Consider the following 22,833-nt stretch of genomic DNA (forward strand, 5'->3'; position numbering starts at 1 on the left):
GTTACTTAAGCCTTTTCAAGTCGTTCTGCAACCATCTCTAAACGGTTTGCCCAATTTTCCAGATCAACTTGTTGTGCGCTTCCCTCTTTTTCACCAGTGCTTTTCTGTTTCAGTTCGTCGATCGTTTCATAGGCCTGAGAGAGATCATCAGCAATCAATAAAGTTGCCATTAGAAGAAGTTGAGATTCAGTGGCACTGGCCGCCATATTGCTGAGATCACGGACTTTCTTATCAACATATTCAGATAAATAGACCAGATGATCCTCTTCCCCATCGCCGCAGATAATGGGATAGGAACGGCCATTCACTTTAACTGTTACACTCGCCATCTTAATGCTCCAGCAATTCGCTCACTTTTTCGATTGTATCATCTAACTTACCTGAAACATTTGTCGCCGCCTGTTTCAAGCCGTTATACGCTGCGGTAAGTTCCAACAGCTCTTGCCGAAGCAACTGGTTTTCAGAACGGAGTGTCTCAAGTTCATCTTTGATAGCTGGATCATCGCCCATTATAAAAGATGCCTGCTGGGGCATCTCTTGTGGTTTTTCGCTGAATCTCTCAATCCGCTCAATAGCGGCAATAATTCGCGATTCGATCTCTTCTTGATTCCCCATGACTTGCGGCCCTATCTTGCCCCTCAACCGGAGTATGGTACGACTACCGAACAATATGTCCAGCATCTTATACCCGTCAACTGAAATACATTTATCACTTTTTGTTGGGTTAAAACGAGTTGTGACAAACTAAGCTGTTGACGTTGAGGCCATTGAACGGCATCTTCCCCACGATTCCGAGACTGGTTGGTCCGGTGCGTATTTTCGCGTGCTTTAAATTTTTTGCCACCTAGGCATAGATCAGCCGGTTATAACATTGTTCAGTCCCGAAACGGGCACCTGCAGTTGTTGGAATTTGACCCGACCGAGTGTCGCTTCATGCAACGGGCCAAAAGAACCAACCAGTACAAAACCGCGGGTGGATAGCAAAGAGTCGAAAATGAACACAAACGGCGCCGATACTTCGCCTGCAAACTCCAAGCACAATGATATGGCTAACGCAATCCGTGCACTTTCCATGGATGCCGTGCAACAAGCCAATTCTGGACATCCCGGTATGCCAATGGGTATGGCCGATGTCGCAACAGTGCTTTTTTCCAAGTTTCTGAAATTTGATCCGGCGAAGCCGAACTGGCCTGATCGCGATCGCTTTGTCCTGTCCGCCGGCCACGGCTCCATGCTGCTTTACTCCCTGCTGTATCTCACAGGGTATAAAGATATGACACTGGACGAGATTAAAAATTTCCGCCAGCTAGGCGCAAAAACGGCAGGCCACCCTGAGTTTGGCCACGCAAGCGGCATCGAAACCACAACCGGTCCTCTAGGGCAGGGTCTTGCAACCGCCGTTGGTATGGCGCTTGGTGAAAAAATGATGGCTGCACGTTATCGCAATGTAGTTGATCACCACACATATGTCATTGCCGGTGACGGCTGCCTGATGGAAGGGATCAGCCACGAAGCTGCTTCATTTGCTGGTCATTTGGGACTTGGCAAACTGATCGTGCTTTGGGATGACAACGAAATCAGCATCGACGGCAAGACCGACATTGCCGTTGGCGACGACCAGCGTAAGCGTTTCGAAGCACTGGGTTGGGACACATTTTCTTGTGATGGTCACAATCCAGAAGACATTGAAAAAGCGATTGCAGCTGCACGGGAAACAAACAAACCATCCCTGATCGCGTGCAAAACGACCATTGGTTATGGCTCCCCTAACAAACAGGGCACATCTGGTGTTCACGGCGCACCTCTTGGTGAAGAAGAAATCGCGCTGACCCGTGCCGCTCTTGGTTGGGAACATGGCCCATTTCAAATTCCAGGAAAAATACTGGATCGCTGGCGCGCTGTAGGCACCAAAGGTGCCCGTCATTCTTGCGAGTGGAAAAAAACAGTAGACGAAATGCCTGCTGATGAAAAAGCGGCATTTGAATTTGCTCTCTCCGGTGAATTGCCAGCCGACTTCGATGAAGTTATGGCCAATTACAAACGCCAGCTCAGTGAAGAACAACCAGGTTGGGCGAGCCGTAAAGCAAGTCAGGAAGCTCTCAACATTATCAACGGTAATGTTCAAAACACCGTTGGTGGTTCTGCTGACCTCACAGGATCCAACCTGACAAAAACAGAACACACTGTTCCTGTAACACCAGAGGATTTCTCCGGTCGCTACGTCTATTATGGTGTGCGTGAGTTTGGCATGTCCGCCATTATGAACGGTCTGGCACTGCATCGCGGATTTATTCCATACGGCGGCACTTTTATGGTCTTCACTGACTATGCCCGCGCTGCCATTCGCTTGTCCGCTTTGATGGAACAGCGCGTTGTCTATGTTATGACGCACGACTCCATCGGTCTTGGCGAAGACGGCCCAACCCACCAGCCTGTTGAACATCTGGCATCGCTTCGCGCCATGCCTAATGTCAACGTTTTCCGCCCTGCGGATGCTGTTGAGACTGCTGAATGCTGGGAACTTTCACTGAAAGCAAAGAAAACACCTTCCGTTCTATCTCTTAGCCGTCAAGGCTTGCCAACAGTTCGCAAAGATTACTCTTCTGAAAATCTTTCAGCGCGCGGTGCCTATGAGCTATCTTCCGCATCTGAAGAGGCGAAAGTCACACTCTTTGCAACAGGATCAGAAGTGACCATTGCTCTGGATGCACAGAAAGCACTGGAAGCTGATGGCGTGAGCACACGTGTTGTCTCCGTCCCTTGTTGGGAACTATTTGCTCAACAAGATGCGGACTACCAGAAGGAAGTTTTGGGTGAAGGCACCGCTAAAGTGGCCATTGAAGCCGCATGTTCCTTCGGTTGGCAGAAATTTATCGGCAATGACGGTGTTTTTGTAGGTCTTGACAGCTTTGGTGCCTCCGCACCTGCTGATGCACTATACGAGCATTTTGGAATTACGAGTGAAGCCGTTGTAGCAGCGGCAAAAGGGCAGCTCTAACGAGCACTTAGGAAATGGGCGGCGGGCGTCGCCAAAGTCAGTCATAGGAGTTAAAAATGACAGTTCGCGTAGCGATTAACGGATTTGGTCGTATCGGCCGTAATGTTCTTCGGGCTATTTACGAGTCCGGTCGTACAGATGTTGAAGTTGTTGGCATCAACGACCTGGGTTCCGTTGCGGCAAATGCACACCTGCTGAAATATGACAGCGTTCACGGTCCTTTCCCGTTCAACATTGAAGTTAAAGACAACAGCATCTTTATCGAAGGTCGTGAAATCAAAGTAACTGCAGAACGCAACCCTGCAGATCTGCCATGGGGCGAATTGAACGTGGATATCGCTTACGAGTGTACAGGTATCTTCACTCATGCAGACAAAGCGAAAGCTCATATCGAAGCCGGCGCCAAGAAAGTTCTGATTTCTGCACCTGGTACAGAAGTTGACAAAACTGTTGTTTACGGTGTGAACCACGATCAGCTGACAGCAGATGACAAGATCGTGTCAAATGCTTCTTGTACAACAAACTGCCTTGCACCAGTTGCTCAGGTTCTGAACGAAACTGTTGGCCTGTCTCATGGTTTCATGACAACTGTTCACGCTTACACAGGTGACCAGCCAGTTCTGGATACACTTCACGGCGATCTTCGCCGCGCACGTGCAGCAGCAACATCCATGATCCCAACGTCTACTGGTGCTGCTAAAGCGGTTGGTCTGGTTCTACCTGAACTGGCAGGTAAGCTGGATGGTACTTCTGTTCGTGTTCCAACACCAAATGTGTCCATGATTGATCTGACATTTGTTGCCGGCCGCGCAACAACTCCAGAAGAAATCAACGACGCTATTCGCACCGCTTCCGAAGGTCGTCTGAAAGGTGTTCTGGGTGTATGTGATGAGCCACTGGTTTCCATTGACTTCAACCACAACCCAGCCAGCTCCACATTTGATGTCACTCAGACACAGGTTATCGAAGGCACTTTCGTTCGCGTCCTTAGCTGGTACGATAACGAATGGGGCTTCTCTAACCGCATGAATGACACAGCTGTTGTAATGGCTAACCTCGGCTAATCACCGATCAGGGAGAGTAATGGGCTATGGCCGCGTACAAGACATTGGATGGCATTGATGCCAAAGGAAAAACTGCTCTGGTCCGCGTTGACCTGAACGTCCCTATGCAGGACGGAAAAGTCAGCGACTACACACGCATTGAACGGGTTGCTCCGACAGTACGTGAATTAGCGGAAAAGGGTGCAAAAGTTGTGCTTCTTAGCCACTTTGGCCGCCCTAAAGGGCAAGTGGTTCCTGAAATGTCTCTCGCGGCTGTGGCAAATGTGATGGCTGATCATCTGAACTTGAACATTGCGTTTGGTTCAGACTGCATCGGTGATACGGCAGCGTCCGTTGTAAATGATATGACGGATGGTGATATCTCTCTCCTTGAAAATGTCCGCTTCCATGCGGGCGAAGAAAAAAATGACCCCGGCTTTGCAAGCGAACTGGCAAAGCTGGGTGACTTTTACGTCAATGATGCTTTCTCCTGCTCCCACCGTGCTCATGCGTCAACCGAAGCACTGGCTCGCGAGCTACCTGCCTATGCCGGTCGCAATATGGAAGCAGAACTCAAAGCTCTGTCCGCTGCACTGGAAGCGCCAAAACGACCTGTCATGGCAATTGTTGGCGGCGCGAAAATTTCAACCAAGCTGGACCTGCTATTCAATCTGATCGAGAAGGTGGATCACCTAGTGATTGGCGGCGGTATGGCGAACACATTCCTGAACGCCCAAGGTGTTGATGTTGGTGCCTCTCTTTGCGAGCACGACCTTGCAGAAACCGCATCCGAAATTCTGGCAAAAGCTGACAAAGTCGGCTGCAATGTTTTCCTGCAATCTGACGCTGCTCTCGCGCGCGAATTTAAGGCAAATGCCGAGAACCGCAACGCCTCTGTAAATGACGTGGCATCTGATGAAATGATGCTGGATATGGGCACAGGATCGACCGAAGAACTTAAGAAAGTTCTGGCTGACTGTAATACTCTTATCTGGAATGGCCCGCTTGGTGCATTTGAGATTGAACCATTTGACCGCGCGACATTCTCGGTGGCTGAGACAGCCGCTGCCCTTACCAAACAAGGAAAACTGGTTTCTGTCGCAGGTGGTGGTGATACGGTTTCCGCCCTTGGCAAAGCAGGAGTAAGTGATGATTTCACATATATCTCAACTGCTGGCGGTGCGTTCCTTGAATGGATGGAAGGTAAAGAATTGCCAGGAGTTAAAGCTCTCGGCGTATAAATAAAAAGGAAATACCAATGGCAAGTGTTTTGATGGAAGATATCGCAGCGATGCTTGTCGCTGACAAGAAAGGTATTCTTGCAGCCGATGAAAGCACAGGGACAATAGCAAAACGCCTTGCCTCAATTAGTGTCGAGTCAACCGAAGAAAATCGCCGTAAATACAGGGAATTACTTTTCACAACGGAAGGTCTTTCAGATTATATAAGCGGCGTCATCCTTTATGATGAAACCATCCGCCAATCCACATCTGATGGTCAGCCTTTCGCAGAATATCTGATGGATGAGGGGATTATTCCCGGCATCAAAGTGGATAAAGGTACCTCACTTCTTCCTTTCTCCGAAGGGGAGATGATCACAGAAGGTCTTGACGGTCTTCGAGAACGGCTCAATGAATATGTTGAACTTGGTGCAAAGTTTGCCAAATGGCGCGCTGTCATCCGAATTGGGCACGGTGCTCCAAGCCAATATGGCCTTGATACAAACGCTCATACTCTTGCCCGTTATGCCGCTCTGTGTCAGGAAGCTGGCCTTGTCCCTATTGTAGAACCCGAAGTGTTGATGGACGGTGAACATGACATAGATGAATGCTATGCAGTGACGGAAACTGTTTTGAAAACAGTTTTTGACGAACTGTACAAGCAACGTGTCGTTCTCGAGCAAATGTTGCTGAAGCCAAACATGGTTATCTCCGGTCTGGAATGCCCTGAACAGGCTGACGCTTACGAAGTTTCCACAAAAACCCTGTATTGTTTTGAGCAAACCGTGCCAGCTGCGGTGCAAGGCATCGTATTTTTATCTGGCGGTCAGGATGAACCGACGGCCTGTGCGAACCTGAACGCCATCAATGGCGGTGAAAAGAAAGCACCGTGGGAGCTCAGCTATTCATATGGTCGTGCACTGCAAGGGTCCGCGCTTGCCACATGGCAGGGAAAAGATGAGAACGTAACAACAGCTCAGGAAGCCTTGATTCGCCGGGCACGATTGGTAAGTGCAGCCCGCCAAGGTATTTACTCTGCCAACATGGAAAACTAAAGACGACACAAGTCAATCGGAGCTGGTCCCATAGAAGATTATCGCACAAGAATTTACCTGATTTCGCCTCCTGCTTTTGAGCTGGAAATTTTCGGTGAGCTAGCAAAAGGTGCTCTTGCAGGTGGAGATGTTGCCTGCTTTCAGTTGCGCCTGAAAGACCAACCAAAAGATCAGATACGCCGCGCGGCAGAATATCTAATTCCTGTTTTTCAGGACCACGGTGTTGCCTTTCTATTAAACGATGATCCTGTTCTAGCAAAGGAAATAGGCGCTGATGGTGTTCATGTGGGACAGGATGACACGCCTTACAAACAGGCCCGCGAAATTATCGGCGATGATGGCATCGTGGGTGTGACTTGCCACAACTCCCGCCATTTGGCCATGACGGCTGCAGAGCACGGCGCGGATTATGTGGCCTTTGGTGCCTTCCACCCCTCTTCCACCAAGGACGCAAAATTCAAAGCTGAACCCGAAATTCTGGAGTGGTGGTCAAGCCTTGCAGAAACACCATGTGTAGCGATAGGTGGGATAACAGTTGACAATGCTGCTCCACTAATTAAAAGCGGTGCTGACTTTCTGGCAATTTCAGGAGGCGTCTGGAGTAATCCAGAAGGCCCCGAAGCTGCTATACGCGAACTGAACAGGATGATTGATAACATATCTGCTTCCTGATAGGTTCCGCCAACAATATTCTGAAAATCAAATAGAAGATGGTTCGCCATGAAAATTAACGGCAATGCAATTCGTCCTGGCAACGTAATTGAGCATAAAGGTGGCCTTTGGGTCGCAGTTAAAATTCAACATACCCAGCCTGGTAAAGGCGGCGCGTACCTGCAGGTAGAGCTTAAAAACCTGCGCGATGGCACAAAACTGAATGAACGTTTCCGTTCTTCTGAAACTGTTGAACGTGCGCGTCTGGAACAAAAAGACCACCAATTCCTGTTTGCGGATGATGATTTCTTCACATTCATGAATGTTGAGGATTATGAACAGGTTACAATTGCTGCAGACCTTGTTGGTGATAAAGCTCAGTTCCTGCAAGATGGGATGCAGGTTGAAATCGAATTCTACGAAGATGAAGCCTTGAACGTTCTTCTTCCGGAAAATGTCACACTGGAAATCTCTGAAACTGAACCTACAGTAAAAGGTCAGACAGCAGCATCTTCCTACAAGCCTGCTATTTTGGAAAATGGCATGCGCATTATGGTTCCGCCTTTCTGTAACACAGGCGAGAAAATCGTCGTTAACACAGAAACAGCTGAATATTCTAAACGGGCGGACTAACCGCCCCTTTTCCCTCCCCCTTAAATTGTAAATCAGGTACCCAAAATGGCTCGTAAAACACCACTCATAACCGTAATGGAAAATGCCGCGCGCAAAGCCGCACGCAAACTACTCCGCGACTTCAACGAGGTGGAGAACCTGCAGGTATCTCGAAAGGGTCCAGCTGACTTTGTCAGTAACGCCGACGTTGGCGCGGAAAAACTCATTCGCGAAGAACTGGAATATGCACGTCCGGATTTCGGATTTAAGCTGGAAGAAGGGGGAGAAATTCCAGCTAAAGACGGAAAAAGCTATTGGGTTATTGATCCACTGGACGGAACAACCAACTTCCTGCATGGCATGCCACACTTCGCCATTTCCATCGCACTGATGGAAGGTAAAGAAATTCTGGCTGGTCTTATTCTGGATCCAGTGAAAGATGAACTTTTTTGGGCAGCAAAAGGTGAAGGCGCCTTTGTTAACAACCAGCGCCTTCGTGTATCCGGTCGCAACCGTATGGCCGATTGCGTTTTTGCAACAGGTATCCCTTTCCTCGGCAAACCGGGCCACGAAACATTTTTGCGAGAAGCTCATGAAATCATGGCTGTCTCTGCAGGTATTCGTCGCTTCGGTGCCGCTTCCCTTGATCTTGCCTATGTGGCAGCGGGTCGTTTCGATGGCTACTGGGAGCGCGGGCTTTCAGCATGGGACCTTGCCGCCGGTATCATCATCGTGCGTGAAGCTGGTGGGTTCGTCACCCAGATCGATGGCGGTGAAAGAATGTTGGAAAAAGGCGATATTCTTGCCTCCAACAGCGAGATTAATTCTCAAATGAGCGAAGCTCTTCGCCGCGCTCGCAAAAAGTAAGCAATATTAGCTGCGCGGGACAACCTCACTTAAAAGTTGTCCCGTGCGCACCGCTAAGTTATTGTTTCCCTCAGCATTCACGAGTGCCCTCAACTTGTCATAATCATAAAGTAGACAAGGGCACTTCATCGGAGCACGTGTTCGCGGCCATATGGTAGCGCGCGCAAGTAATTGTTCAGGGGGTGCCAGAAATGGCAAGCGGTAACAAAACTGCATTGGGAAAATTCAAGGCCACGTTGGTAATCACGACCGTTGCGGCCGCTTCCAGTTTATCTTTTTCAACATCAGTAAATGCGCAAACCGTCATTATTGGCGGCGGAAATGATCGTCCGGTGGTGGTCAACTACCCCCCGGCACCAGCTTCTCCTTATGGACAACCCGTCTATCCGTCTTCAGGAACTGCGACTGCGGGATCGGACTATTCAAAGGGCGCGCGCATTATATCAGGCGACGAGGTGATTGTTCTCACACCGCCAAGCGAGCAGAAAAAGAAAGCGAAGCGCGTCAAAAAGATCGCAAAAACAACTACACCTGAAAAAGTCACAGAACCTAAGAAAAAAGTAGCCGCTGCAAAACCGGCTCCAAAGAAAGTCACAGAACCGAAACAGAGCCCCCCGGTTCCGGCGCCAAAAGTCGCTGAAGTCAAGAAACCTGCGCCTACGCCAGTACCTGAACCGAAAAAAGTAGAAGCCACTGCCGCTAAAAAACTGGTGGAACCCTCTGAACCAGCAAAAAAAGAGATGGCGGAGGTAAAACCGGCAAAACCGAAGATAGAGACTAAACCAGAAGCGATAGCAGAAAAGCCCAAAGAGGTTGCCAAGGCACCTAAAACACCAGAGCCGGCAAAACCAGTTGAAGCCAAGCCCACCCCGAAAAAAATCGTACCTGTTCCTAAGTCTGAAGAAACACAGGTGGCCTCACTTGAAAAAGAAAGTGAAGTCAGCGCGAAAACGTCAAAGATTCCGGAGATTAAGCCTGAGGTAGACAAAGCTGCACACCAACTCATCTTTGAAGAAGGCAAAACCGATCTTCCAAGCAACGCGAATTCTCTTTTGAAGGAACTATCTTCAACTGTTGGTGGGACACAGGATCGTATTCAGCTGGTCGCCTATGCAAAGGCAAGCAGTATTGGTCGGGCACGCCGCATTTCGCTTGGTCGTGCTCTCGCCATTCGTGAAAAGCTGATGAATATGGGTATTCCAAATAATCGAATTGAAGTTCGCGCCCTTGGCGCACCAGAGGGCGATACACCGCCTGACAGGGTAGATCTTAAAATTATAACGAGATAGCGTATGAGCACATTATCCAGCTTTGGCTCAGCCCAGCAGACGGCGGCCCCGAAACTTAATCGTCCTCGGCGGCATCTGATCCGAATGGGTGTCTTCTTGGCAATTGTTATTGGCATTTCAGTTTTGCTTTTTGCCCCAGCAGCCGAAGCGTTTAATGCAAATCCTTACCTGAACGGTGTGATCCTTCTCACCTTGCTGTTTGGTATCGCTTACATGTTCCGTCAGGTCCTAATCTTGAACGGTGAAGTAACCTGGACAGAAGATCTTGCCCGGCTTGAAGGGGGCGGCATTTCTTTACAAAGCTCACCGACACTCTTGTCTCCTCTAGCCACAATTATCGGGGATAGCAATGGGCCGCTGCGAATGACGGCGGTTACCATGAATACCATTTTGGACAGTGTCAGCGCCCGTCTGGATGAAGGCCGTGATATTTCACGCTACCTGATTAATGTGCTTATCTTTCTTGGTCTGCTGGGAACTTTCTGGGGCCTTCTGGAAACTGTTGGATCCGTTGGAGATGCTATCTCAACCTTAAATGTCGGAGGGCAGGATTTCTCCAAGGTATTTGACGAACTTAAAATCGGCCTGGAGAAGCCATTGGCCGGAATGGCCATTGCCTTTTCATCTTCCTTATTCGGTCTCTCTGGGTCGCTAATCCTTGGCTTTCTGGATATGCAGGCAGGACAAGCCCAGAACCGCTTCTACATGGATCTGGAAGAGTGGCTGACAACAGTCACAAAATTTGCGCCTTCTGGTCCTGTAGGCCTATCTGAGGTCGCAGATCAGAGCGTTCCGGCTTATGTCAGTGCGTTGCTGGAGCAAACTGCTGAAAGCCTTGACGGGCTGCAACGCACTCTGGCACGTGGAGAAGACAAAAGAAGCCATGGAGATGCTGCCATGATCACGGTGAGTGAACGCCTTGCCGCCCTTACCGATCAGATGCGCGCAGAGCAAGACTTGATGGTCAAACTTGTGGAAGGACAGATGGAATTGAAGCCTGTCCTGCAGCGTATGGCTCAAGTTCAGGAACAGGGCGGCCTTGATCAGGCCAGCCGTAACCACCTTCGAAACCTGGATGTCTATATGGCGCGCCTCTTGGAAGAAATGGCTGATGGACGTAACCAGCTAAGCCAGGAAGTCAGAAGTGAAATCAAACTGCTCACACGGACCATCGCGGCTATCGCCGAAGAAGATCGTCGCAGCTAACGGCCGGGAGATAGGGCAGCATGGCGCGTAGGAAAAACGGACAAAGGGCCAATTATGAGATATGGCCGGGTTTTGTGGATGCTCTTACTACATTACTGCTTGTCATCATCTTCCTGCTGGTCGTTTTCGTTCTGGCACAATTTTTCCTGTCTCAAGCCCTATCTGGCAGGGATGCTGCACTTGAAAAGCTCAATCAGCAGGTTGCTGAACTTGCCGACCTTCTCGCCCTTGAAAAAGAGACAAATGTCTCCTTGAAGCAGGAAATTGCGGCCCTCAACATTACCCTGACCCAATCCAATCAGGATCGGGACAACGCCATCATCCAATTGGATACCATTACAGCGCGCGCGTTGGCGGCGGAGGAAGAGCGAGATGAACTGACCTTGCTTCTGCAAAAGCAGGAACAGAAAACGGCTGATACAGAGGCCGCTCTCAAAGAAGCGGAAGAGCGAATTAAACTTCGTGAAGATGAGATTGCCGCGAATCTGAAAGACATTGAAAGCCTGAAACGAGACATTTCTTCTCTTGAGGAACTTCGCAAGAAACTTGAAAGCGAAGTCGGTGCATTGGCTGCGAGGATCAAAGAAAAAGATACAGAAATTGGCGAAGTCCGCGATCGCAGTAAGGAACTGGAAGCAAAACTAGCAGATGAGCAAGAACGCACACTTCTGGCACAAAAAGATATTGAAGATCGCGAAACCAAGCTCGCTGAGTTACAGACTCTGTATCTGCAAACCCAAGACAACCTGACCGCGGAAGAGAAGATTTCTTCTGAAGCCCAAGCCCAGGTACAGCTGCTCAACGTGCAATTGTCTGCTTTGCGTGAACAATTGGCCCGCATTGAAAGCGCACTGGAAATTGCTGAGCAAAAAGACATAGAGCAAAAAGCGCAAATTGCGGATCTTGGCCGTCGCCTCAATCAGGCGCTCGCCCAAAAAGTTCAAGAATTACAACAGTACCGATCAGATTTCTTTGGTCGCTTAAGAGAAGTATTGAAGAACCGTCCAGGCGTTAGCGTCGTTGGTGATCGTTTTGTCTTCCAGTCCGAAGTTCTGTTCGGCCTGGGTGAGGCAGAATTGGGGGAGCAAGGCCGTCAAAGTATGCGCGCCTTTGCACAAACCCTGCTGGAGATTTCCTCCACCATTCCTGATGATATTGATTGGGTGTTGCGTGTCGACGGCCACACGGACAAACAACCCATCAGCACGGTGCGTTTCCCATCCAACTGGGAGCTTTCCATGGCCCGTGCGTTGTCTGTCACCAAGTACCTGGTAGCAAGGGGTGTCCCCCCTACCCGACTGGCCCCTACGGGCTTTGGACCTTATCAGCCGCTTGATCCACGAGATGATGAAATCGCGTTTTTGAGAAATCGCAGAATTGAATTGAAGCTGACGGAACGCTGATCTGCGTGTTCACGCGTCCAGCGCTTCCCGTCCTGTATCAAACTGAAGACGCGCTAGCTTGGCATATAAACCGCCTTCTTTCATCAACTGCTCATGTGTCCCCTGCGTCACTACATGCCCCTTATCCAGGACGATGATACGGTCCGCATTGAGAACAGTCGCCAACCTGTGGGCAATTACAAGTGTGGTACGCCCCTTCATCAAGTTCTCAAGAGCGCCTTGAACGAGGCTCTCACTTTCAGCATCCAACGCGCTTGTCGCTTCATCCAGCAATAGTATTGCCGGATCACGCAAAATCGCACGGGCAATGGCGATACGCTGTTTCTGACCACCAGAGATCTTGATACCTTTTTCACCAAATTCAGTATCAAACCCGTTCGGCATTTGCATGATGAAATCATAGGCTTCTGCGGCTTTCGCGGCGGCAATCATTTCTTCTTCCGTCGCGTCCGGGCGGCCATACATGATGTTGCTGCGGGCACTGCTTGCGAAGATCGCCGGCTCCTGCGGCACAAGTCCAGTAAGTGCACGCACCTCTCTTGGATCCGCATCCTTGATATCAATGCCGTTTACGCGGATCGCTCCTACTTCTGGATCATAGAAGCGCAGCAGCATCTGGAATACGGTTGTCTTACCGGCACCGCTTGGACCCACGATTGCAACTGTTTCGCCTTGTTTGATTTCGAGATTGAAATCATTAAGAGCTGCCATATTTTTGCGGGTCGGATAATGGAATGTCACGTGATCAAATACCACACCATGGGTCAGGTCGGCTGGAATAGGTGTTGGGTTTTCGGGGCTTTTGATCTCTGGTTCTTCCTGTAGAAGATCCATCAAACGCTCAGATGCGCCCGCGGCGCGCTGCAATTCCCCCCAGATCTCGCTGAGGGATCCCATGGATCCGGCAACGACAATCGCATAGAACACGAAGGAACCGAGCGTTCCCGCAGACATAACACCATTTACAACATCTGTTGCACCGCTCCACAACACAAAATCAATCGCACCAAAGACAAGTAAAATAACTAAAGCCGTCAGCCAGGCGCGGGCGCGGATACGTGCGACCGCTATTTTGAAGCTATCCTCGACCGCTCCACTAAATGTCAGTCGATCCAAATCTTCATGTGTATAGGCTTGGGATGTCTGAATGGCCTGCAGACTTTCATCTGCCTGAACACTGATGGTCGCAATGCTTTCCTGATTTTCACGGCTCAGCTTGCGGACTTTACGGCCAAATACAATAATTGGTACGACAATACATGGGACAACCAACAAAACCATGCCGGCAAGTTTCGGACTTGTGTAAATAAGCAGTGCCAGACCACCCACGAATGAAAGTACATTGCGAAGCGCCACGGAAATGGACGATCCAATAACTGTTTGAATAAGTGTGGTATCCGTAGTGAGACGTGAAAGAACTTCGCCGGTACGCGTAACTTCAAAGAAAGCGGGGCTGAGTTTCAGGATGTGACTGAAAACTGCGTTCCTGATATCTGCAACGACACGTTCTCCGATCCATGAGACCAGAAAGTATCTGGCGAAAGACGCAACGGCCAGACCGACAACAACAATCATTAATCCCAGGAAATACTGGCCAAGATCTTCTGAGCCCGCCGAGAAGCCATAGTCTAGCAGAAACTTGACTGCCTGACCAATCAGCAAGAGGGCCGCGGAGGCAAACACAAGCGCAACCAAAGCACCTGTAACCTGCCATTTATAGGGCTTTACGAATCGAATGAGATTCCGAAGTTGCGACACTGGGGCTTTACTCGTTTTCCCCTCGCTATCCGGGTCGGTTTGTACACTACTGCTATCAGTCACAATTTCTCTTTCCGAACTTGGTTTTCTGCCATCGGTTTTAAAGAATATCGTCGCTTCTACAAGAAAATTCGCAAAATAAATATATCTTTGCTTGCCATCCACGATAACCTTTTATATAAGGCCCGCTTAGTGAATTCCAGCATCCCCTTAAGGGTAGAGGCGATATGAAAGCAGATACACATCCAGATTACCACACCATTACTGTCGAAATGACTGATGGCACTACATTCGAAACCCGTTCTACATGGGGTAAAGAAGGCGATGTTATGAAACTGGACATCGACGTTAAATCTCACCCAGCATGGACTGGTGGACAGCAGCGTGTACGTGAAGACGGCCGTGTTGCTAAGTTCAACAAGCGTTTCTCTGGTTTCGGCCTGAAATAAAGCCAGCCAATCTAAAGAATGTAGATCAGGCGCCTGATTGCAGGCGCCTTTTTTGCGTTATACCTTGCTGTTCAAGCCGTTTTGTAGGCTTCCATAGCCTGCTGGTCCAATCGATCAATACGCCGGTAAAGTGATTCACTCCGCGCGAGGAGAGAAACCAGCCCATCAGGCAATTTCTGCATTAATTCATCATCAATTTCGGCAAGGCAGGTTTCCTGATATTGAAGATGACATTCTTCGGCCTGCGCCTCGTCTGGTGTGATCTCACCTTCAGACAAGGCTCTTTGAAACATCAGCCACGACATGCTTTCTGTAAGGCGTGTTGTAAGGCGAAGTGATTCTGTTGCGTAATGAAAACTTACATTACTAGGCATCTCTCGAACGGCCATCTTTCCCGGGCCCAGTAGATACTCACGCGCCTCAATCACAAGAGCCAACGCTTCATCATAGGTCCGGGTAAAAAAAATCGCGCCCGATATTGGTGATAATTCTCCGCCGCTCATATTGTCCCTTTGTTTTCTTTGGCGCAGTGTACACCCAAAATCATTAATATTCTCTCATCCGTCTTGAAAGCCTCAACCTATTTCATACATATGTTTTACGGACGCCGCTCAAGCGGGTTCGTGTGCGGCACGCCCTTTATGGGGTGCTCATATCATTATATTGCTCTGGAAGAGGATATTAACATGCGCAATTTAGATTTTTCGCCCTTAATGCGTTCAACAGTTGGTTATGACCGTATTAGTCAGCTTTTTGAAGGCATGGAACGTGCCACAAACGGTGACAAATACCCCCCTTACAATATCATTAAAAACGATCAGGACAGTTATTCTATCGTGATGGCCGTTGCCGGATTTTCCGAAGGTGATATCCGCATCACTGCAACGCATAACTCGCTAGAGGTTTCCGGTGAAACGAAGGACGAGCAAGAAGATGTAGAGTATCTACATCGCGGCATTGCCGGACGTGCGTTTACACAGACGTTTGAACTCGCAGATACAATAAAGGTTGTTGGCGCGGAAATGGAAAATGGCCTGCTAAAAATTGCCCTCCAAAGAGAGATCCCCGAGGCAATGAAACCCCGTACCATCAGCATCACTAAAGCGGATGATATCGCCGCTTAAGCCTGAAAGAATGTAGCTCCTATGAAGCAGCTGGAAATTGGCCTCCAGCTGCTTTTTTATTGGATAATTCCCGTCCCTTCAAAGCCAACCAGCAGATCCCGGATTTCATCTCCAACCCGTTCTGTCTTGTGGGTGGTCTGATTTGTATTCACCCAGATGATCTCGCCAGAAGCATATCTCTCGCTTTGGTCTTTATCAAAAATCTCCAACACAAAAACGATAGAGCTGTTTCCGATTTTCTGAGTACGGCATCCAACCTGAAACTCTGTATCAAACAAAAGGGGCCGCTCATAATTCACGAGAGACTTTACCAGATGAAAGTCCGCACCCGTTTTCTCCGGATATTGAGAGTAATCAAAATTCAAATCCCGAAAATATTCGGTAATTGCTACATCAAAATAGGTTAGATAGTGCGCATTAAAGACAACACCCTGACCATCAATCTCTGAGTAACGCACCCTGAAATCATGGAAAAACTTAAAATCTTCACGGGCCATTTTCTTATCCTTCTTGTTTTAGGGCCGCCTTCCAATCCGGCTGATCTATGCCAAAGATATTCTTGATCTTCGAACAATCCAACACAGAATTTGCAGGACGCTTCGCGGGGGTGGGATAGCCAGATGTTGGTATTGGCTTCACTGTAACGTCTGTTTTGCTCTTTAGGATTTCGGATGCGAATTGATACCAACTAACGCGTGGCTTGCCGCAATAGTGGTAAACCCCCCAATCGGAAAAATTTTCTTCCGTCACTATTTTCGCAATCTTCAGGAGGCTTTCTGCGATCGCTTTTGCTGGGGTGGGGCCACCAAACTGATCCTCCACAACGGATAGTTCAGTTCTATCTTCCGCAAGACGTTTCATGGTTTTTACAAAACTCATCGGGCCACCGAACACCCATGCGGTTCTCAGGATAATATGCTTTGCGTGGCTCGCACTAATTCTCTGCTCACCTTCCAGCTTACTCTTTCCGTATATGCTTAAGGGCCCAGTTGCATCTGTTTCCAGATAGGCCCCCGCCTTGCCCCCATCAAAAACGAAGTCAGTGGAAATATGAAGAAGGGGGCAGTCCATCTCGTCTGCTATTTTGGCCAAGTTCTCCGACCCATCCCGGTTAATAGCATATGCCAGCTCGATTTCTTCTTCTGCACGATCGACCGCCGTGTAAGCTGCTGCATTGATAATCACATCCGGGATGACAGACTTCACGCATTCTGATACGGATTTGTAATCCGTAATATCCAGTTGCTCACGGGAAGCAAGATACGCGTCCAGCCCTTCCTCCTGGATTAGAGTCGCTAGCGCTTGCCCAACCTGACCATTGGCGCCGGTTACCAGAATTTTCATGGTCAAGAACCCAAACCTCGGCGATCTTTCTCAGCGCCTTCACCAACAGCACGCACCCAATCCAGATTGTCTAAATACCAATCAACAGTCTTTGCCAGCCCCTCTTCCAGAGTGACTGTCTGAGACCAGCCAAGTTCTTTTTCAATTTTGCTGCAATCGACGGCATAGCGGGCATCATGTCCGGGACGGTCCGTAACATATTTAATCAAATTTTCATGGGGAGCTTTGTCAGGGAACTTTCTATCCATTGCAGAACAGATCGCTTTCACCATGTCAATATTGGTGCGCTCTGCCCGACCACCGATCATATATGTCTCGCCAACGCTACCACGCTCCACCACCAACCTAAGAGCAGCGGTATGGTCATGCACGTAAAGCCAATCTCGAATATTCAGTCCGTTACCGTAAACAGGTAGATCCCGCCCCTCCAGTGCATTAAGAATAATCACCGGCAATAGTTTTTCAGGGAACTGATAAGGCCCATAATTGTTGGAGCAGTTCGTTACAAGAACTGGCAATCCGTAGGTCCGCTGCCAGGCACGCGCCAAATGATCCGAGCCTGCCTTACTGGAAGAATAAGGAGAATTTGGCTCATATGGGCTGGCTTCGCTAAAGAGGCCTTCAGGGCCAAGTTCACCATAAACCTCATCTGTGGAGATATGAAGAAACCGGAAACTCGCCTGTTCTGAATCACCTAATTCACGCCAATATTCAAGTGCGGCTTGCAACATGGTAAATGTGCCGACCAAATTCGTCTGAATAAAAGCCGCAGGTCCATCAATGGATCTGTCCACATGGCTTTCGGCGGCCAAGTGATAAACTGTGGTTGGTTTATATTTATCGAACAAGGATTTAATCGCAGCCATGTCGCATATATCAACCTGCTCAAAGCTGTGATTATCTGCCCCTTCAATTTCTCTCAGGTTTTCAAGACTACCCGCATAGGTCAACTTATCGACTGTCACCACATGAGAAGCCCCGTCCTTCACCAGATCTCTGACCAGCGCCGAGCCGATAAAGCCTGCACCACCTGTAACCAAAATTGTCATGCGATCTCTCCGTATTCGAACAGTTTGTTCTGATCCTTCAATCTTGGAAGGATTTTGTCTTTATCTGATAAATGAACGCTTGATGGATCAACCTTCCAGTCAATTGCAAGATCCGGATCATTCCAGATAATTCCTGCCTCATCTTCAGGGCTGTATTTCCCGCTTACTTTATAAAGAAATTCAACATTTTCAGTCAGGGTACAATAGCCATGAGCAAAGCCTTTCGGAACCCAAAGCTGTTTCCAGTTGTCAGCCGATAATTCAACGGCAACATGTTGCCCAAAAGTTGGAGAGCCTTTCCGAATATCAGCGGCCACATCCAACACTGCTCCTCTTGTCACACGGACAAGTTTTCCCTGTGCATTTGGTGACAGCTGATAGTGAAGGCCCCGTATCGTGCCTTTCTCTGCACTAAAAGCGTGATTATCCTGAACAAACTGATCAGTAATTCCTGCACTCTGAAGGTTTACTTCATTCCAAACTTCAGAAAAGAACCCCCTGCTGTCGCCAAATCTACGTGGTGTGACAACAATCACATCTTTGATTGCCGTTGTTTCTATGTCCAATGTGCCTAACCCCTAGAAAAGCAGTGTTTTCATCTACTTAACGACCAATAGTTGATACGCTGTTAATTTGCTGAATTGAAAATTTGTTAAGGAATAGAATTTAAAATTAGAATAATATCCGTTTGCCAATTCGTACTGATTTAAGTGAACAATGTGTAGTGTATGTGTCAAAGTCATATCAGACCCTGATATGCTATCAGAAAGTAATCTTGAAAGTTACCGTGAAGTTGATAAGCGGTCACTTGTTGTTGCGTTCCTTCTGCTCCCCTTTATCCTGATCATTGCGCTCCTTCCCTGGATCCTGTTTCCAAAAGAGCCTCCTATCTGGCTCCTTGGCTTCTGTCTGATTTGGTGTAGCATCCTCGCCCTATTTCCCTATCACGCGCTCAGAAAATACGTCATCAGCAAAAAACAAAATTCCTGGATTTTAAAATGGTCCGAAAGCGGCATCTGGTGTCGCTTTAAAAAACAAGGCGGATGGTTCGATCACAATATCTCCCATAATATTGCAAAAATCCCTGCGGGAAATATTGACTGGATACGAATACTGGATCATTCAAGAGTTTCGGCATCTGAGGTAAGCGTTCACTACACAAAAAAGCACTCAAAGTTTCTTGAAATTGGCCTCAACAAACTGGATCTCTCGACGCTCAGGGAAGCCCTTAAAACCGAGGCAATCAGAAGGAATAACCAGCTGGGTTTTCATGAAACACCGTTGATGCTATCTGATGAAGGAACATTGCTGATCAGCCTTCAAAATCCAAATAATGTCATCACCAATCTTCAAAAACATTTTCGTGTTTTGGAGGCAAAAGTCACAAAACGAAAAAATCTAGCGGAAATGTCGAACGAGGAAAAACTGGGCCACATCAAAGGCCTTATCCAAAAAGGCGATAAAGTTGCGGCAGTACGCGCAACAAGCGAAGGCTTTAAATGTACGTTGACGGAAGCCAACCGCTTTGTGGATGAGTTAGGGGCTGGCAAGGCGAATATCAGTTATCCCGCCGGGTCACTCAAGTAAAGGAAAAGCCCGCCTATTGGCGGGCTTAATTGATTAACGACTAATTGGTTTGTATTTAATGCGGTGTGGTTCGACCGCCTGCGCCCCCAGACGACGCTTCTTATCCTCTTCATAGGCTTCGAAGTTACCTTCAAACCACTCAACGTGACTGTCACCTTCATAGGCCAGAATATGCGTTGCAATACGATCGAGGAACCAGCGATCGTGGCTGATGACCACAGCACAACCAGCAAAGTCCAACAAAGCTTCTTCCAGCGCGCGAAGTGTATCAACGTCAAGGTCGTTGGTTGGTTCGTCGAGCATGAGGAAGTTCGCGCCGGATTTCAGCATCTTGGCAAGGTTTACACGGTTTCTCTCACCGCCTGAAAGCTGCCCAACTTTTTTCTGCTGATCTGAACCCTTGAAGTTAAACCCGGAGACATAGGCGCGGCTGTTAATCTCGCGCTTGCCAAGATAGATAACTTCATTCCCTTCCGAGATTTCTTCCCAGACAGTTTTATTTGGATCCAGCGTATCACGGTCCTGATCCACGTAACCCAATTGTACTGTTGGACCAACACGGAAATCACCATTATCGGGCTTCTCAGCACCAGTAAGCATTTTAAAGAGTGTTGTTTTACCCGCGCCGTTAGGCCCGATAACACCAACAATCGCCCCTGGTGGCAGCTTGAAGTTCAAATCATCAATAAGTAGGCGGTCTTCAAAGCCTTTACTCACATGCTCGGCTTCTACGACAAGATCACCCAAACGTGGCCCAGGAGGGATGGTGATCTGCATTTCATCCACTTTCTTGGCCGTATCCTGGTTCAGCATATCTTCGTATGCTTGCAAGCGGGCCTTGGATTTGGATTGGCGGCCCTTCGCGCCTTGACGAACCCATTCAAGTTCATTTTTTAAGGTCTTGCGGCGGGCATCTTCAGCTTTGCCTTCCTGTTCAAGACGTTTTTCCTTCTGATCAAGCCAGCTGGAATAATTACCTTCCCAAGGAATACCGTGACCACGATCCAATTCAAGAATCCAACCTGCAACATTATCAAGGAAGTAACGATCGTGGGTTACTGCCACAACAGTGCCAGTATATTCGTGCAAGAAACGTTCAAGCCACGCGACACTTTCCGCGTCAAGATGGTTTGTTGGCTCGTCGAGGAGCAACATATCTGGCTTGGATAACAGCAAACGGCAAAGTGCAACACGGCGACGTTCGCCTCCAGACAGCTTTGTGACATCCGCATTGGAAGGCGGGCAACGCAGCGCGTCCATGGCGATTTCAACTTCGCGCTCCAGATCCCAAAGGTTCTGCGCGTCGATCTGCTCCTGCAGTTCCCCCTGCTCAGCAATAAGATCATTCATTTCATCATCGGTCAGATCTTCACCAAAACGGGCAGAAACTTCATTAAATTTATCAAGAAGTGCTTTCTTTTCACCAACGCCATCCATGACATTTCCAAGCACATCCTTCTCTGGGTCCAACTCTGGCTCCTGCGCAAGATAGCCAACTTTCACGCCGTCAGCCGCCCAGGCTTCGCCAGTGAACTCGGTTTCAATACCAGCCATGATTTTCAACAGTGTTGATTTACCGGCACCGTTGAGGCCAAGCACACCGATCTTTGCACCTGGGAAAAAGCTCAAGCGGATGTCACGAAGGACTTGTTTGCCGCCAGGATAGGTCTTGGATAGACCGTTCATCACATAAATATATTGGTAAGACGCCATTTTCCGTCATGTCTCCAGATATAGGTTCATTGCACCCTTTTTATCGCCTCAAAGCGCCGGGCGCAACGCAAGACCGTTACCCCTATGGGAATAAATCAGGTGGCAACATGCCTGTCGTGACAGCGTATAGAAGCCCACTAACGGTTACGATGGACGATACAGTCGAAATCAGAATGGTTGCTGAGGCGCGCTCAATCCAAACCCCATATTGCTGAGCAAGGACATATACATTTGTTGCCGTTGGAAGCGCCGCCAAAAGGACTGCAGTATAGAGCCAAATCGGATCAAAATTCCCAACCCAGCTCAAAACCACATACATCAGCAAAGGATGGATCACCAAATTCGCAGGAACGATGTATCCAAGCTCCGGAGGCACTCTTTTCAAGGGGCGGAGCGCGAGGCTCACCCCCATCGCAAATAGCGCGCAGGGAGCTGCGGCTTGCGCCAAGTACTGAATGAGTGCAGCAATTGGTTTGGGCGGCGAGAATTCGATAAAAGCAGCCCCAACCCCTATAATTGTTGCAATAATAAAGGGATGGAAAAACACCCTTTTCGCAATCTCCTTAATCAAATCACTGATCTTACGTTTTTCTTCACCCGAGATCGCCATACAAGTTGGGGCGATGACGAAATGCATCACATTTTCAAAACAGAAAATCAGTGCAACAGGTACCGCTGCCTTTTCACCGAACGCGAGGATTGCAATCGCAGGTCCCATATAACCGATATTACCATAGGCTGCGGCAAGACCTTGTATTGTTGCGGGGGGGATTTTTTCCCGCAGAACCAAAAGTCCGGTAAAAAAAACAAGAAGGAAAATGACGAAAGTCACTGACAAATTTGACAGGATGAAATCCCAACTTGCCAATTTTTCAACGGGTGTTGTTGACAGTAACTTGAAGAAAAGTGCCGGCAAGGCCGCATAAATAATAAAGGTGTTCAACCACCCCATTGCCTGTTCAGGCTGCTTTGTAATTCGGGCAATTAGATACCCAAGAAAAATAAGCCCAAAGAGAGGGAGAACAAGCGCAGCAATGTCTGACATAGATTAACCTGATTGGAGACGTTGGATACCAATTGGTAAAAGCAATCCCTAATCAGGTCAATCCCTATCAAATTTACCTTAGGCGTTTGAGTTCCCACCTGGGTCAAATGTAATCACAACCAAGATGACAATCATCATGGGGGCAACCACAAGAAGCGGCAAGATGATCGCGGGGTAACCGAATACATAAATGCACAAGACCCAGGTCATCACCACATTCAGTAGAAAATTGATTTTTGTTGAATCCGGGCCATCAATGGCCTCTTTCACGAACCATCCCAGAACTGGGACATAGCGTAAAACAGTTATAATCTTATCCATAATCCATCCATCACACATAAATACTCTGGCATGGATATAGAAAAACAAACGCCCCGGATCAACGGATCTCAGGGCGTCATATCGTCGCATGATTTTCGC

Annotated in this window: 24 protein-coding genes; 13 read left to right on the forward strand and 11 right to left on the reverse strand. The window is 48.5% G+C overall.

Features of this window, described 5'->3' with window-relative positions:
- Positions 1–5 precede the first annotated feature (5 nt).
- Together GUA87_RS14080 and GUA87_RS14085 are read right to left on the reverse strand one after the other, a co-directional pair.
- Positions 6–329, reverse strand: coding sequence for a cell division protein ZapA (locus tag GUA87_RS14080; RefSeq protein WP_193717240.1), 324 nt, complete (start codon positions 327–329; stop codon positions 6–8).
- A gap of 1 nt (position 330) precedes the next feature.
- The gene (locus tag GUA87_RS14085; protein ID WP_193717241.1) at positions 331–615 is read right to left on the reverse strand and encodes a DUF4164 family protein; all 285 of its coding nucleotides are present in this window, start codon (positions 613–615) and stop codon (positions 331–333) included.
- Positions 616–994: 379 nt separating this feature from the next.
- Between GUA87_RS14085 and tkt the strand changes: the two genes are divergently transcribed.
- The 10 genes from tkt (at position 995) to GUA87_RS14135 (ending at position 12,344) form a co-directional block, all read left to right on the forward strand.
- Positions 995–2,998, forward strand: coding sequence for a transketolase (gene tkt / locus GUA87_RS14090; protein ID WP_193717242.1), 2,004 nt, complete (start codon positions 995–997; stop codon positions 2,996–2,998).
- Positions 2,999–3,054: 56 nt separating this feature from the next.
- Positions 3,055–4,062: a type I glyceraldehyde-3-phosphate dehydrogenase gene (gap, locus tag GUA87_RS14095; protein ID WP_193717243.1), complete on the forward strand. Its 1,008-nt coding sequence runs from the start codon at positions 3,055–3,057 to the stop codon at positions 4,060–4,062.
- Positions 4,063–4,088: 26 nt separating this feature from the next.
- Positions 4,089–5,282 carry a phosphoglycerate kinase gene (locus GUA87_RS14100; protein ID WP_193717244.1) on the forward strand — a complete coding sequence of 398 codons (1,194 nt, stop codon included), beginning with the start codon at positions 4,089–4,091 and terminating at the stop codon, positions 5,280–5,282.
- A 17-nt stretch (positions 5,283–5,299) separates the two neighbouring features.
- The gene (locus GUA87_RS14105) at positions 5,300–6,316 is read left to right on the forward strand and encodes a class I fructose-bisphosphate aldolase (protein ID WP_193717245.1); all 1,017 of its coding nucleotides are present in this window, start codon (positions 5,300–5,302) and stop codon (positions 6,314–6,316) included.
- A 60-nt stretch (positions 6,317–6,376) separates the two neighbouring features.
- The gene (gene thiE, locus GUA87_RS14110) at positions 6,377–6,988 is read left to right on the forward strand and encodes a thiamine phosphate synthase (protein WP_321575923.1); all 612 of its coding nucleotides are present in this window, start codon (positions 6,377–6,379) and stop codon (positions 6,986–6,988) included.
- A 48-nt stretch (positions 6,989–7,036) separates the two neighbouring features.
- Complete coding sequence (gene efp / locus GUA87_RS14115) at positions 7,037–7,600, forward strand: elongation factor P (protein ID WP_193717246.1); 564 nt, start codon at positions 7,037–7,039, stop codon at positions 7,598–7,600.
- Positions 7,601–7,645: 45 nt separating this feature from the next.
- Positions 7,646–8,446 carry an inositol monophosphatase family protein gene (locus GUA87_RS14120; protein WP_193717247.1) on the forward strand — a complete coding sequence of 267 codons (801 nt, stop codon included), beginning with the start codon at positions 7,646–7,648 and terminating at the stop codon, positions 8,444–8,446.
- Between the two features lie 191 nt (positions 8,447–8,637).
- Positions 8,638–9,735 carry an OmpA family protein gene (locus tag GUA87_RS14125; RefSeq protein ID WP_193717248.1) on the forward strand — a complete coding sequence of 366 codons (1,098 nt, stop codon included), beginning with the start codon at positions 8,638–8,640 and terminating at the stop codon, positions 9,733–9,735.
- Between the two features lie 3 nt (positions 9,736–9,738).
- On the forward strand, positions 9,739–10,941 hold the full coding sequence (locus GUA87_RS14130; RefSeq protein ID WP_193717249.1) for a flagellar motor protein MotA: 1,203 nt from the start codon (positions 9,739–9,741) through the stop codon (positions 10,939–10,941).
- 20 nt (positions 10,942–10,961) lie between these two features.
- Entirely contained in the window at positions 10,962–12,344 is a 1,383-nt protein-coding gene (locus tag GUA87_RS14135) for a peptidoglycan -binding protein (protein ID WP_193717250.1), read from the forward strand.
- Positions 12,345–12,353: 9 nt separating this feature from the next.
- Here GUA87_RS14135 and GUA87_RS14140 read toward each other — a convergent pair whose 3' ends face one another.
- Complete coding sequence (locus tag GUA87_RS14140; RefSeq protein WP_193717251.1) at positions 12,354–14,165, reverse strand: ABC transporter transmembrane domain-containing protein; 1,812 nt, start codon at positions 14,163–14,165, stop codon at positions 12,354–12,356.
- A gap of 164 nt (positions 14,166–14,329) precedes the next feature.
- Here GUA87_RS14140 and rpmE point away from each other — a divergent pair, with 164 nt between their 5' ends.
- A complete protein-coding gene (rpmE, locus tag GUA87_RS14145) occupies positions 14,330–14,551 on the forward strand; it encodes a 50S ribosomal protein L31 (protein WP_193717252.1) in 222 nt (73 codons plus the stop codon).
- Between the two features lie 71 nt (positions 14,552–14,622).
- Here rpmE and GUA87_RS14150 read toward each other — a convergent pair whose 3' ends face one another.
- On the reverse strand, positions 14,623–15,054 hold the full coding sequence (locus GUA87_RS14150) for a DUF1465 family protein (RefSeq protein WP_193717253.1): 432 nt from the start codon (positions 15,052–15,054) through the stop codon (positions 14,623–14,625).
- Between the two features lie 183 nt (positions 15,055–15,237).
- Between GUA87_RS14150 and GUA87_RS14155 the strand changes: the two genes are divergently transcribed.
- Positions 15,238–15,675, forward strand: coding sequence for an Hsp20 family protein (locus GUA87_RS14155; RefSeq protein WP_193717254.1), 438 nt, complete (start codon positions 15,238–15,240; stop codon positions 15,673–15,675).
- A gap of 56 nt (positions 15,676–15,731) precedes the next feature.
- Here the strand turns inward: GUA87_RS14155 and GUA87_RS14160 are convergent, their stop codons facing one another.
- From GUA87_RS14160 to rfbC, 4 genes are read right to left on the reverse strand one after another with little or no spacing between them, the layout of a single operon-like run.
- The gene (locus GUA87_RS14160) at positions 15,732–16,172 is read right to left on the reverse strand and encodes an acyl-CoA thioesterase (RefSeq protein WP_193717255.1); all 441 of its coding nucleotides are present in this window, start codon (positions 16,170–16,172) and stop codon (positions 15,732–15,734) included.
- Between the two features lie 4 nt (positions 16,173–16,176).
- Entirely contained in the window at positions 16,177–17,019 is an 843-nt protein-coding gene (gene rfbD, locus GUA87_RS14165; protein WP_193717256.1) for a dTDP-4-dehydrorhamnose reductase, read from the reverse strand.
- Between the two features lie 2 nt (positions 17,020–17,021).
- Positions 17,022–18,068, reverse strand: a complete 1,047-nt coding sequence (gene rfbB / locus GUA87_RS14170; RefSeq protein WP_193717257.1) for a dTDP-glucose 4,6-dehydratase — start codon at positions 18,066–18,068, stop codon at positions 17,022–17,024.
- Entirely contained in the window at positions 18,065–18,634 is a 570-nt protein-coding gene (gene rfbC, locus GUA87_RS14175) for a dTDP-4-dehydrorhamnose 3,5-epimerase (RefSeq protein ID WP_193717258.1), read from the reverse strand. The genes rfbB and rfbC overlap by 4 nt, the downstream gene beginning before the upstream one ends.
- Before the next feature lie 190 nt (positions 18,635–18,824).
- On the opposite strand from rfbC, the gene GUA87_RS14180 reads away from it, so the two are divergent.
- A complete protein-coding gene (locus GUA87_RS14180; protein WP_193717259.1) occupies positions 18,825–19,655 on the forward strand; it encodes a hypothetical protein in 831 nt (276 codons plus the stop codon).
- Positions 19,656–19,688: 33 nt separating this feature from the next.
- On the opposite strand, the gene ettA is transcribed toward GUA87_RS14180, so the two are convergent.
- From ettA to GUA87_RS14195, 3 genes are all read right to left on the reverse strand, one after another.
- Entirely contained in the window at positions 19,689–21,368 is a 1,680-nt protein-coding gene (gene ettA / locus GUA87_RS14185) for an energy-dependent translational throttle protein EttA (RefSeq protein ID WP_193717260.1), read from the reverse strand.
- Between the two features lie 82 nt (positions 21,369–21,450).
- Positions 21,451–22,413, reverse strand: coding sequence for an AEC family transporter (locus tag GUA87_RS14190; protein WP_193717261.1), 963 nt, complete (start codon positions 22,411–22,413; stop codon positions 21,451–21,453).
- 78 nt (positions 22,414–22,491) lie between these two features.
- Positions 22,492–22,824: a hypothetical protein gene (locus tag GUA87_RS14195; RefSeq protein ID WP_227712013.1), complete on the reverse strand. Its 333-nt coding sequence runs from the start codon at positions 22,822–22,824 to the stop codon at positions 22,492–22,494.
- Positions 22,825–22,833 lie beyond the last annotated feature (9 nt).

It is taken from the genome of Sneathiella sp. P13V-1 (assembly GCF_015143595.1).
Classification (GTDB): Bacteria; Pseudomonadota; Alphaproteobacteria; order Sneathiellales; family Sneathiellaceae; genus Sneathiella.